This is a genomic window from Streptomyces spiramenti, from assembly GCF_012034385.1.
Lineage (GTDB): Bacteria > Actinomycetota > Actinomycetes > Streptomycetales > Streptomycetaceae > Streptomyces > Streptomyces spiramenti.
This window is the reverse complement of the sequence record NZ_JAAVJB010000182.1, coordinates 1-10,910: the sequence shown is the minus strand read 5'-3', so window position 1 is coordinate 10,910 and position 10,910 is coordinate 1. Positions and strand designations below refer to the sequence as shown.

9 protein-coding genes are annotated in these 10,910 nt (G+C 73.5%); 5 read left to right on the top strand and 4 right to left on the bottom strand.

Annotated elements, in window-relative coordinates:
• Window positions 1-32: 32 nt before the first annotated feature.
• From HCJ92_RS18455 to HCJ92_RS18445, 3 genes are all read right to left on the bottom strand, one after another.
• Window positions 33-380 (bottom strand): DUF8129 domain-containing protein, encoded by a 348-nt coding sequence (locus tag HCJ92_RS18455; protein ID WP_167934727.1) that lies wholly within the window; start codon window positions 378-380, stop codon window positions 33-35.
• 147 nt (window positions 381-527) lie between these two features.
• A complete protein-coding gene (locus tag HCJ92_RS18450; RefSeq protein ID WP_167934726.1) occupies window positions 528-1,457 on the bottom strand; it encodes an AfsA-related hotdog domain-containing protein in 930 nt (309 codons plus the stop codon).
• A gap of 308 nt (window positions 1,458-1,765) precedes the next feature.
• Window positions 1,766-3,061 carry an acyltransferase family protein gene (locus HCJ92_RS18445; RefSeq protein ID WP_167934725.1) on the bottom strand — a complete coding sequence of 432 codons (1,296 nt, stop codon included), beginning with the start codon at window positions 3,059-3,061 and terminating at the stop codon, window positions 1,766-1,768.
• Between the two features lie 213 nt (window positions 3,062-3,274).
• On the opposite strand from HCJ92_RS18445, the gene HCJ92_RS18440 reads away from it, so the two are divergent.
• Both HCJ92_RS18440 and HCJ92_RS25655 read left to right on the top strand, forming a co-directional pair.
• The gene (locus tag HCJ92_RS18440; RefSeq protein WP_338054245.1) at window positions 3,275-4,309 is read left to right on the top strand and encodes a class I SAM-dependent methyltransferase; all 1,035 of its coding nucleotides are present in this window, start codon (window positions 3,275-3,277) and stop codon (window positions 4,307-4,309) included.
• A gap of 10 nt (window positions 4,310-4,319) precedes the next feature.
• The gene (locus tag HCJ92_RS25655; RefSeq protein ID WP_167934724.1) at window positions 4,320-5,987 is read left to right on the top strand and encodes a thiamine pyrophosphate-binding protein; all 1,668 of its coding nucleotides are present in this window, start codon (window positions 4,320-4,322) and stop codon (window positions 5,985-5,987) included.
• Between the two features lie 67 nt (window positions 5,988-6,054).
• On the opposite strand, the gene HCJ92_RS18430 is transcribed toward HCJ92_RS25655, so the two are convergent.
• The gene (locus HCJ92_RS18430) at window positions 6,055-7,629 is read right to left on the bottom strand and encodes a 4-hydroxyphenylacetate 3-hydroxylase N-terminal domain-containing protein (protein WP_167934723.1); all 1,575 of its coding nucleotides are present in this window, start codon (window positions 7,627-7,629) and stop codon (window positions 6,055-6,057) included.
• Between the two features lie 180 nt (window positions 7,630-7,809).
• Between HCJ92_RS18430 and HCJ92_RS18425 the strand changes: the two genes are divergently transcribed.
• The 3 genes from HCJ92_RS18425 (at window position 7,810) to HCJ92_RS18415 (ending at window position 10,874) form a co-directional block, all read left to right on the top strand.
• Complete coding sequence (locus tag HCJ92_RS18425; RefSeq protein WP_167934722.1) at window positions 7,810-8,991, top strand: acyl-CoA dehydrogenase family protein; 1,182 nt, start codon at window positions 7,810-7,812, stop codon at window positions 8,989-8,991.
• An 83-nt stretch (window positions 8,992-9,074) separates the two neighbouring features.
• Window positions 9,075-9,509: an SgcJ/EcaC family oxidoreductase gene (locus HCJ92_RS18420; RefSeq protein WP_167934721.1), complete on the top strand. Its 435-nt coding sequence runs from the start codon at window positions 9,075-9,077 to the stop codon at window positions 9,507-9,509.
• 27 nt (window positions 9,510-9,536) lie between these two features.
• The gene (locus HCJ92_RS18415) at window positions 9,537-10,874 is read left to right on the top strand and encodes an FAD-dependent oxidoreductase (protein WP_167934720.1); all 1,338 of its coding nucleotides are present in this window, start codon (window positions 9,537-9,539) and stop codon (window positions 10,872-10,874) included.
• The last annotated feature ends 36 nt before the right edge of the window (window positions 10,875-10,910 follow it).

Genomic DNA, 10,910 nt, shown 5'->3' with positions numbered 1-10,910 from the left:
GTGGTGGGGCTGCCGACCGGCGGCCGGGCCGGTCAGGTGCCGGGGCCCTGCCGGTACCCCTGCCCCGGCTGGCGCGGGTGGCCGTGCGGCGGGTGGTGGTGCGGCTCGGCCGCGGTGGCCGGCGAGGCCGGTGAACCGTGGCTGCCGGGGGAGGCGGCGTCCACCGGTTCGCCCTCACCACCCGGGGTCGGCTCCGCGCCGGCGCGCAGCTCCGCCAACCGGGACGCGAGCATCTGGCGAACGGCGGGGCGGTCGGCGTGGGTCTCCTCGTGGCGCTCCAGCGTGGTCAGCTGCTCGCTGTCCAGGCTTCGGATGCGGTGGAGCAGGGACCCCGCGGGCTGCTGGTCCCAGTCCGGTACGGGAAGGGTGTCGTCGGTCATGCTCCGGGCTCCTCTCCATCTGGGGCGATCGGACCGCGTCCCGGGCCGCCGGGGGGAGGGGAGGCCGGGCCGCGGGTGACGTCTCGGGTTACCCGATGGCGGCGCGGCAAACGTCCCGGGCCGGGCGACCCCGCCCCGCACGACCGCTCAGCGGCGGGCGGCGGGCGCCCGGGCCCGGGACGTTTGCCGCTGAGCGGTCGTCTCGGCGACGCCCGCCAGGCAGCTCGCGCCCCGTTGGATGGCGCGCACCGTCAGGGACGGCAGGTCCGGTTCGGGATCGGCCTCGATCCAGCAGGGTTCGTCGAGCGCGGTGAGGCGCGTGAACGAGGCGTCCAGCGACGTCATCAGTGACTGCCCGCGGCCGAGCGGCGCCGCCGCGGTCGCGGCCTGCCGGAGCGCCTCCAGCAACACCATCCTCGGTACGTGCGTGGCCTGCGGAGCGACGTACGGATGGGCGGGGGAGACGCGGAACTGCCAGCGGTGGGGCTCGGCGGTGGGGACGAGCAGCGAGCCGACGGCCGAGCCCGGGCCGGACGCCGCCGAGGGCCTCGCGCCGTAGAGGGGGACCGAGCCGGTGGACGCCCTGGACGGCGCCCGGTACGGCCGGGGCGGGAGTTCCTCCGCCTCCAGCGTGGCGAGCGCCAGGAGCTCGCCGTCCCTGACCGCCTCCGCGCACAGCGTCATGGCCACCGGACGCGACCGGTGGAAGCGGAGGTCCGAGCAGTGGAGGTGCAGTTCGACCTCGGTCTCCGCCGAGACACGCAGCAGGGCGTGCGGGTTGACGCGGTACTGGACGCGCGTCAGTGACAACAGGTGGTCGGCGGGGGCCCGGTAGACGGTCCGCGACAGCACACCGGCACACTGCCCGAGGGTCTCGACGAGCAACATGGGGTCGTGTGTTCCGCCCGGAGCGGGCGAGAACGGATGGCCGCGCGACCAGACCACGGAGACTCGGTAGGTGTCGCTCCCGGTTCGCCGCCAGTCCGTGAAGCGTACGCCGGACCGGGTGCCGCGGGGGTGGTGGGGAGCCCGGCGGGGCGGGCCGTTCTCAGCCGGAGTGTCGCCAACGCTCAGCATCCCTCTCCTGTTGGGTTTCGATGCGTGTACTTCCGCAGGGGGACGGAAGCCGCTGGCGACAGTAGTGAAAGATCGTTCCGGTTGTCGAGAGTGCTTATCGGGACACGTCGGGGCGGTTTCGTTCCGTGAATTCGGCGATTCTGTCGTGCCGGGGCGGCGCTGCGGGTTTGCGTCTTCGAGCGGTCATGTCGGCGTGTGCGGGTCTTGCTGGTTTGGCCCAGGTCCCCGGAGGGGAGTATCCGCCGAATGGCGCCGAAGCAGCCCCGGTCGGCGTCGACGCGCCGACCAGGGCTGCGCTGTCCCGTGGCTCAGCGCGGCAGTCCGGCGGTCGGCCGCTCCTCGCCCTCGACCGGCGTCCCGCGCAGCTCGGCCCGTGCTGTCCTGTTCCTTGCCCAGCGCTGGGTGGCGTTGTTGATGGGCCTTTCCAGCAGGTAGTAACTCAGCGATGCCACCAGAATGCTCCCGACGAGGACCGCGGTCATGAGCTCGGGGAACTTGATGGTGCCGCGCAGGATATTCATCTCGGCCGGTTCCGTTCCGAACACGCTTCCCGTGCGGAACCAGAAGTACATCACCGCGAAGTGCCACAGGTAAATTCCGTACGAGATGCGCCCGAGGTATCTGGCGACCGGATTGGCGAATATCGCGTCCAGCGCCCGTGATCGCGCCTCGGGTATGGCGAGCGGCATGACCGTCAGGTAGGAGAAGAGGAGCAGCAGGAAGTACTGCGTCACCGCCAGCCCCGTGCTCTCGTAGTCGCCGTAGCCGGGGCGGCCGAAGGGCTGCGTGCAGTTGACGGCGTACACGAGGAGCGCGCCGCTGCACACCAGCAGCGGGTGATCGCGCGCCACCCGGTACAGGAAGTGCTCGCGGCCGTTCTCGGCGGCCACCAGGAGGACGGCCAGCATCATCCCGAGGACGAAGGCGCCGCCCACCGCGAAGGGCCACCAGTACTGCTCGGGGTACACACCCATCTCGGGCCGGTGGATGTAGTAGGTCCACCAGGCAGCCGCGGCGGTGACCACCAGCGGCGGGACGAGCATGCGGCGCACCTTGGCGCCGAGGTCGTCGACGTTGCGGGCCATCCGGTGCATCAACCAGGCGAGCAGCGGCAGGGCGAGGTAGTACTGCATCTCCGCCGGCACGGTCCAGGCCGGGTCCATGCCGGCGATCCACGTGTAGTCGTACACCTGGAGCATCACCAGCGGCCGGATCACATACCACGGGCCGTCCACGGCACGGTAGTTCAGCAGGAAGACGCAGACCAGTGCCAGCAGGGCGTAGGCGGGCCAGAGCCGCGCGACCCGCTTGGCGAAGAAGGCTCCCAGATGCGGTGGCGGTGCGCCGTAGAGCGTCCACCGGGCGAACTGGCGGTAGAGGAGCATCCCCGACAGCACGAAGAACGGCCCCAGCGCGATGGGGCGCAGCCCGGCCAGCAGGACCGCGAGCGTCTCGTTCCCCGGTTCGACGTCGTAGGCGCCCATGACCCCCGCGGTGAACGAGGTGTGCACGGCCGCGACTCCGAGGGCGCACATGGCGCGGACACCGTCGAGACGCCCGATCCTCCGTGGCTCCGCCGGGGAGTCGGTGGCGGTCTTCCCCATGCCAATTTCCTTTGTTCGAAAGGTTTTTCACAGGATGGGGCTGGGCGGGGCCGCTGACATCTCCGGGCGTGCCCTCTTCGTCGTCGAGGGCGAGCGATGTCGTGCGCGGCGCGGCCACGCCCGGAAGGCCACCGGGGTCGGTCACCGAGCAGCCTGGGAGATGACGCCCTCCCGGCGCCCGCCGACCATGAACGGCAAGCGGGCGCCGGCCCGGTGGACCAGCTGGATGGGGTGCGGGTCGTGGACGTGGAACGCAGGGGTGGCCCGGAACGCGCGGTGGCCGCCGTCTACAACTCGGCGGTGGCCGCGTGGGCGCTCGCCGCCGCCTGGGAGGTCGGGGCCCTGGACGAGATGCACCGGCACCGGCGCCTGGACACCGCGGAGTTCGCCGCACGGAACGGGCTGGACGGGCCGTCGGTCACCGGGCTCTTCCGGGCGCTGTCCGCCGTCGGCCTGGTCAGGCGCGAGGGGACGGAGGTCACCCCAGGCGAGGCGTTCGACGAGGCATTCCGGACCAAGTCCTTCTTCCACTGGCTGACCCGCGGCAGCGGCGAGCTGTTCCGGGACATACCCGCCGTGCTCCCGGTCGCCGCCCGGACCGGCGACTTCTACCGCAGGGACGCGGCGGCGGTGGCCTACGCCTGCCGGGAGATCGACGAGGTCACCTACGCCCCGGCCTTCCGCAGGGCCCTCGACGAGGTGGACTTCGCGCCGACCGGTGTCGCCGACCTGGGCTGCGGGAGCGGCGCCAGGCTGCGCGAGGTGCTCCGGCGCCACCCCGGGGCGACCGGGATCGGGATCGACATCGCGGAGCCGCCGCTGCGCGTGGCCCGCGCCGAGGCGACCGCCGAGGGGCTCGCCGAGCGGGCGGAGTTCGTCACCGGGGACGTGCTGCGGCTGGAACCCGCGCCGGGGTACGCCGCGGTGGAGCTGCTGACCTGCTTCATGATGGGCCACGACTTCTGGCAGGACGACGGAAGGGCCGGGGCCGTCGCGACACTGCGCCGCCTCCGCGCCGTCTTCCCCGCCGCGCGGCGGCTGCTGCTCGGCGACGCCACCCGCACGGACCACCCCGACGACCGGCTCCCGGTCTTCACCCTGGGCTTCGAGCTCGGCCACGACCTCATGGGGACCTACCTGCCGACCCTCGCGGAATGGGAGTCCGTCCTCCCCGAGGCGGGCTGGAAGGTCGTGGACGTCCACCGCATCGACGGGACGGTCGGCGAGACGATCCTGGTGGCGGAGTGAGGGCCGCCACGTGACCACGGTAGCGGCGGCGGTCGCCCGGTCCCTGGCGCGGGCGGGGGTCGCGGACGCCTTCGGCGTCGTCGGCGGCGGCAACGTCGAGGCGGTGGCCGCGATGACCGCCGCGGGGCTGCGGTACACGGCGGCCAGGCACGAGGCGGGCGCCGTCGCCATGGCGGACGCCTACCACCGGGCTTCGGACCGGGTGGCGGTCTGCACCACCTCGCACGGCGCGGGGCTGACCAACGCGCTCACCCCGCTGGCCGAGGCCGTGCGGCACGGCTCCGGCCTGGTGCTGGTGTCGGGCGACGCGGCGTCCGAGGGACGGCAGCACCACGACGTCGATCAACGCGCGCTGCTGGAGTCGCTGGGGGTGGAGGTGGTCCTGGTGGGCGCGGGCGACGCATCGGACGCGGCCACCGATGCGGTCGCCACGGCAACCGCCGAACGCCGCCCGGTGGCAATCCTGATCCCCGCCGGCGTCGCGGGACAGGCGACGGTGGCGACCGTCGCGCACAGGCGCACGGCCGTGGTGCACGACCCCGTCACGGTGCGGCCGACCCCCGCCGAGGCGGCCCGGCTGACGGGACTGCTGGCCTCGGCGTCCCGCCCGCTGCTGCTGGCGGGACTCGGCGCGTGGCGCGCGGGGGCCGGCCCGGCGCTGGAGCGCCTGGGCGAGCGGCTCGGGGCGGTGCTGGCGACCACCGTGATGGGCGCGGGTACCTTCGCCGGGAACCCGTGGTCGGTCGGGGTGTGCGGCGGATTCTCGTCCCCGGCCGCCGCACGGCTGACGGCGGAGGCGGACGTCGTGGTCGCCTTCGGTGCCTCGCTCGACCGCTTCACGCTGCACGGCGGCCGGGCGCTCGGCCGCGACGCCACCGTCGTGCAGGTGGCGCTGACCGGCGGCACGGCCCCCGCTCCCGCACCGCGCGCCGACCTGGTCGTCCGGGCGGACGTCGCGGAGACGGTTCGCGCGGTGGACGGACTGCTCGGCCCCCTCCGGGCCGGTGCGGGCGGGTGGCGGGAGCGGATCGGCCGGACGCGCCGCCGCGCGCTGGCGGGCGGCTGGCACGCCGAGTCGTACACCGATCGCACCGGCGGTGGCAGGGTCGACCCGCGGACCCTCACCCGCGAGCTGGCACCGATGCTGACGCCGAACCGGACCGTCGTCTGGGACGGCGGGCACTTCATCGCCTGGCCCGCGCAGTACTGGTCCGCCACCGACCCGCAGGGGCTGGTCTTCACCGGCGCGGCGTTCCAGTGCGTCGGGCTCGGACTGGCCGGAGCAGTCGGTGCCGCCGCGGCCCGTCCGGAGCGGACGGTCGTGCTCGCGACAGGGGACGGCGGGGCGTTGATGGGACTACCCGAGCTGGACACGCTCGTGCGCAGCGGCGCGTCGGCGCTCGTGGTGGTCTACGACGACGCCGCCTACGGCTTCGAGGACCACATGTACGTCCGGCGCGGGGCCGACCCGGCCACGGTCCGGTTCGCCGACACCGACTTCGCCGGCGTCGCACGCTCCCTCGGCGCCGAGGCGGTGACGGTGCGTTCCCCCGCGGCCCTGGCGGCGGTCGACCGGTGGCGGGAGCGCGGCTGCCGGGGAACGCTGCTGCTGGACTGCAAGGTGGTCGGGGGCGTCGTGGCACCGTTCCTCACCGAGCTGGTCCGGCCCGGCCGCTGACCGCCGGGCCGGGCCGGCCGCCCCGCCTCCGGACGCCGAAGGGGCCGCGCCGCCGGCGGCCCGGCGGTCAGACCGGCGGCGGGAACGGGTGGGGGCCGCCGAAGTCCGTGAGGTCCGGCACCGTCCAGCCGTCGAGGTCGTACTCGGCCAGGCACTGCTCGGCGAACGCCTTGTAGTCGTCGACCATGCCGAGCGCGCTCTGCGAGGCGAGGATCTCCGTCCGGGTCGCCTCGTGGTTGCCGCCGTAGTTGCGTTCGTACAGCTCGTGGCGGCCCCCGAACTCGGTGCCCACCGCGTCCCACAGCAGCTTGAGGACCTTGGACCGGGACACCGCGTCCGCCCCGCCGGAACCCCGGAGGTAGGTGTCGAGGTAGGGGCGGATCTCCGGGTTGGCGAAGTCCCGGGTACTGGAGTTCAGGTAGACCAGCCCGCTGGCCACGTCCTGGAGCACGATCTCCCGCACCCGCGCGTACCCGACCTGCATGAACCAGCGGTAGGCCAGGCCGGACTGGAGCTGCGGCAGCACCGAACCGTTGTGCCAGGGCGTCGGGTTGCGTGCCGCGGAGTCGGACAGCGACCAGAAGAGGTTCCGCCAGGCGAGGACCTCGCCGAGCCTGCTCTGCACGCCGCGGAAGTCGTGGACCCCGGTGATCTCCAGCGCCTTGGCGAGCAGACCGGCGATGAACTCCAGCTTCACCGCCAGGCGGGTGCAACCGTGGAAGGTGAACCGCTCGACGAAGCCGGAGTGACCCGCGAACATCTGCACCTTGGCGACGTCCCCGTAGACGAAGACGTCCTCCCAGGGCACCAGCACCCGGTCGAGGACGAGAACCGTGTCGTTCTCGTCGAAGCGGGAGGAGAGGGGGTAGTCGAACGGTGTCCCGACGGCCGCGGCGGTCGCCGTGTACGAGGGGCGGCAGATCAGCTTGACCCCCCGGGCCGCCGTCGGGATCGCCGCGACGAGCGCGAACTCCCGTTTCTTGACGGGCAGCCCGTAGTGGGCGATGAAGTTGTGGTGGGTCAGCGCCGCGGCGGTCGCCACCACCTTGGCACCACTCACCACGAGGCCCGCGTCCGTCTCCTTCTCGACATGGACGAAGACGTCGGACACCTGGTCCGGCGGGAGCTGCCGGTCCACCGGCGGGTGGACGATCGCATGGTTCCAGTACAGCACCTGCTCCTGCGAACGGCGGTACCAGCGCCTGGCGTTGTCCGCGAACGGCGCGTAGAAGTCCGCGTTGGCCCCCAGCGTGCCGAGAAACGCCGCCTTGTAGTCCGGGCTGCGGCCCATCCAGCCGTAGCTCATCCGGGACCAGGCGGCGATCGCCCGCTGGTGCGCCACCAGGTCCTCGGTGCTGCGGGGCGTGGTGAAGAAGCGGTGGGTGTAGCCGGCGCCACCCGAGTCGACCTCGGTGGTCAGCACCTCCCGGTGCTCGGGCGAGTGGAGCGCGTCGTAGAGCCGCGCCGTCATCCGCGCCGGGTTGGCGAACGCAGGATGCCGCGTCACGTCCTCGGTCCGCTCGCCGTAGAGGAAGACCTCCCGGCCGTCGCGCAGCGTCTCCAGGTACTCCTCACCGTTCAGCGGGCGGGTACGGGACGGCTCGGATTCTGCCCCGGCGGTGGGGGCGCCCACATCGGTCATCCCCGCATCGTGGCAGCCGCGGCCCGCCGGTGGTTCTTCCGGATTGCGCTGCCCGCGCCCCCTGGCTCCGTGTTCGACCGGGGAGCCCGGGAGCGCAATCCGGGAGGTGCGCACGGGGGGTGGTCCGGTGTCAGCTCTGGGCTGTCCGAAGGCCGCAGCCGCCCACAGGAGGTCCACCCGATGCCCACCGACGACACACTCACGCGCGAGCAGCTCGTGGAGCGCGCAGCCGCACTCGCGCCGCGGCTCCTGGAGAGCAGGGAGGAGACCCTCCGTGACGACCGGCTGCCCGACGCGGCGGTCGAGGCGCTGACCGAGGCGGGGATCTTCCGGCTCCGCCTGCCGGGCCGGTACGGCGGGTACGAGGCGGACGCGCGCACCATGGTCGCCGTCGCGGCCGAACTCGCCCGCATCGACGGGTCGGTGGGCTGGACGGCCGCCGTCAGCTGGATCCCCACCCACATGGCGTGCATGTTCCCCGACGTCGTCCAGGACGAGGTGTTCGCCGACCCCGGGGTGCGACTGTGCGGCACGCTCAGCCCCTCGGCGCAGGCGCGCACGGTGCCGGGCGGTATCCGCGTGAGCGGTGAGTGGGGCTTCGTCAGCGGCGCTCCCCACGCCACGTGGCAGCAGATCATCGCCGTCGTCCTCGGCGACGACCGGCCGCCGCTCCCCGTCGTGGCCCTGGTCCCGATGAGCGAGCTCCGGATCCTCGACGACTGGGACGCCCACGGGCTGCGGGGCACGGGCAGTCCCACCACTGTCGCGGAGGACGTCTTCGTGCCGGCCGAGCGGGTGCTGCCGCTCCCGGAGGTCCTGGCGTCGCGTGCCGCCTCCGCGGCCACCCAGGGCCTCGCGGCCTACCGCGCGCCGCTGCTGCCGGTCGCCGCGGCCTCCTCGGTGGGCGTCGCGGTGGGACTCGCGCGAGCCGCGCGCGACGCCTTCCTGGAGCGGTTGCCTGGCAGGCCGCTGACCTACACCCACTACGACCGGCAGTCGGACGCACCGCTCACCCACCGTCAGCTGGCCGAGGTCGCGCTGGCGTGCGACGAGGCGGCCTTCCACGCGGAGCGCCTCGCGGACCAGGTGGACGACAAGAACCTGGCCGGTGAGGAGTGGAGCGCCGCCGAGCGCGCCCGCGCCCGCGCCGACCTCGGCGCGGCGGTGAGGCGGGCACGGGAAGCGGCCACCACCGCGGCGGAGGCATCGGGCGGCTCCTCCGTGCGGCGCGCGGTCCCGGCGCAGCGGATCGCCGCCGACGTGCGGGCCGTCGGGCTGCACGCGCTGATGAACCCCGACGTCAACACCGAGCTGTACGGGCGGGTGCTGTGCGGGCTGGAACCCGGGACGCCCTACGTCTGACCCCCGTCCCGGGCCATCCGTCGGACACCGGCGTCCGCGCCCCGTCGTCAGAGGTCTTCCGAGCAACGACAGAGGAGCATCTAATGAGTCAGCAGCACCCGGAGCGCGCCGTCGCCCTGGACGTCTCCGAGCGGGACCGCCTGGCGGTGGCCGAGTTGCCGAAGAAGGTGATGACGGCGTGGGCGGAGCACGACGCCGACGCCTTCGCCCGCCTCTTCACCGAGGCGGGGACGATGATCCTGCCCGGGGTCTTCCTGAAGGGGCGGGACGCCGTCCGGTCCTTTCTCGCCGAGGCATTCGAGGGCCCGTACCGGGGGACGCGGGTCGTCGGCTCGCCGATCGACATGCGGTTCTCCACCTCGGTCTCCGGGCTGCTGGTCACCCGCGGCGGCATCCTCGCGCCGGGCGAGACCGAGCCGGCCCGGGAGCGTGCCGTCCACGCCACCTGGGTGGTCGTCCGGCCGGGGACCGAATGGCAGCTCGCCTCGTACCAGAACAGTCCACGTCACGCGGCGTGAGTCGCGATCCCACCTGGAGGATGCGCTATGTCAGAAAGAGATGTCGAGACCGCCGTTGTGCTGGGCGGTGGGATGGCCGGCCTGCTCGCCGCGCGCGTCCTGGCGGAGACGGCCCGTGAGGTGGTGCTCGTCGAACGCGACGTGGTCGCGGGTGGCACCGGGCCCCGGAAGGGGGTACCGCAGGGACAGCACGTCCACGGGCTGCTGGCGCGTGGCCAGCAGGTGCTGGAAGAGCTGTTCCCCGGCTTCACGAAGGAGGCCGTCGAGGCAGGCATACCCACCGCCGATCTGGGCGAACTGCGGTGGTTCTTCAACGGACGACGGCTGTCGCCCGAGGCCACGGGCCTGACCTGCGTCTCCGCCACCCGGCCACTGCTGGAGAGCCGGGTCCGCGCCCGGGTCGCCGCGCTCGACAACGTCACCTTCCTGGAGGGTCACGACATCGCGGGCCTGACGGTGGACGAGGACGGCGGGACGGTCACCGGGGTCCGTGTCCACCCTGCGGGAGGGGCGGAGCGCCGGCTCACCGCGGACCTCGTGGTGGACGCCACCGGTCGCGGCTCCCGCACGCCGGTGTGGCTGGAGGAGCTGGGCTACGGACGACCCGAGGAGCAACGGATCGGGGTGGACCTGACCTACACCAGCAGACTGTTCCGGCTCGACGACCCCTCGGTGCTGCGGGGGGACATGTCGATCAACCCCGTCTCCTCCCCGAGCCACCGGCGGGGTGCCTTCCTCTCCCTCATCGAGGACGACCGGGTGATCGTGTCGCTCACCGGTGTGACCGGTGACAGCGCGCCGGTGGAGCTGGAGGCGTTCCTCGCGTGGACCGGCACCCTGGCGGTGCCGGACGTCCGGGAGGTGGTCGAGCGGGCGGAACCGGTCTGCGACGGCGCGGTGTTCCGGTTCCCCGCCAGCGTCCGGCGCCGGTACGACGCCCTCACGCGGTTCCCCGCCGGGCTCGTCGTGCTGGGGGACGCGGCGTGCAGTTTCAACCCGGTGTACGGCCAGGGCATGACGGTCGCCGCGTTGGAGGCGCTCGTCCTGCGCGAGCACGTGGCGCGGGGGCCGGTCGACGCCCTGGCGTACTTCCGCGACCTGGCCGGGGTGATCGAGGTTCCGTGGCAGTTGTCCGCCGGCTCCGACCTCGGCTACCCGGAGGTTGCGGGGGAGCGGACGGCGGAGTGGGAGCGCACCGGTCGCTTCATGGCCGACCTGCACACCGCCGCGACCGTCGACGGGTCGCTCACGGCCGCGTTCATGCGGGTCGCCGGGCTGGTGGACCCGCCCGGGGCCCTGACGACTCCCGAGGTCGCCGCCAAGGTGGCCGAAGGGGTCCGGCGGGCCGCCCCCGCTTCCGCCTGACGCCTCGCCCGTCCGCCCGCGGCCCCGAGCCGCGGG

What these genes read in the sequence shown, in the direction of transcription:
- HCJ92_RS18455 (WP_167934727.1), bottom strand. Translation starts at nt 380, where the DNA reads ATGACCGACGACACCCTTCCCGTACCGGACTGGGACCAGCAGCCCGCG.
- HCJ92_RS18450 (WP_167934726.1), bottom strand. Translation starts at nt 1,457, where the DNA reads ATGCTGAGCGTTGGCGACACTCCGGCTGAGAACGGCCCGCCCCGCCGG.
- HCJ92_RS18445 (WP_167934725.1), bottom strand. Translation starts at nt 3,061, where the DNA reads ATGGGGAAGACCGCCACCGACTCCCCGGCGGAGCCACGGAGGATCGGG.
- HCJ92_RS18430 (WP_167934723.1), bottom strand. Translation starts at nt 7,629, where the DNA reads ATGACCGATGTGGGCGCCCCCACCGCCGGGGCAGAATCCGAGCCGTCC.
- HCJ92_RS18425 (WP_167934722.1), top strand. Translation starts at nt 7,810, where the DNA reads ATGCCCACCGACGACACACTCACGCGCGAGCAGCTCGTGGAGCGCGCA.
- HCJ92_RS18420 (WP_167934721.1), top strand. Translation starts at nt 9,075, where the DNA reads ATGAGTCAGCAGCACCCGGAGCGCGCCGTCGCCCTGGACGTCTCCGAG.
- HCJ92_RS18415 (WP_167934720.1), top strand. Translation starts at nt 9,537, where the DNA reads ATGTCAGAAAGAGATGTCGAGACCGCCGTTGTGCTGGGCGGTGGGATG.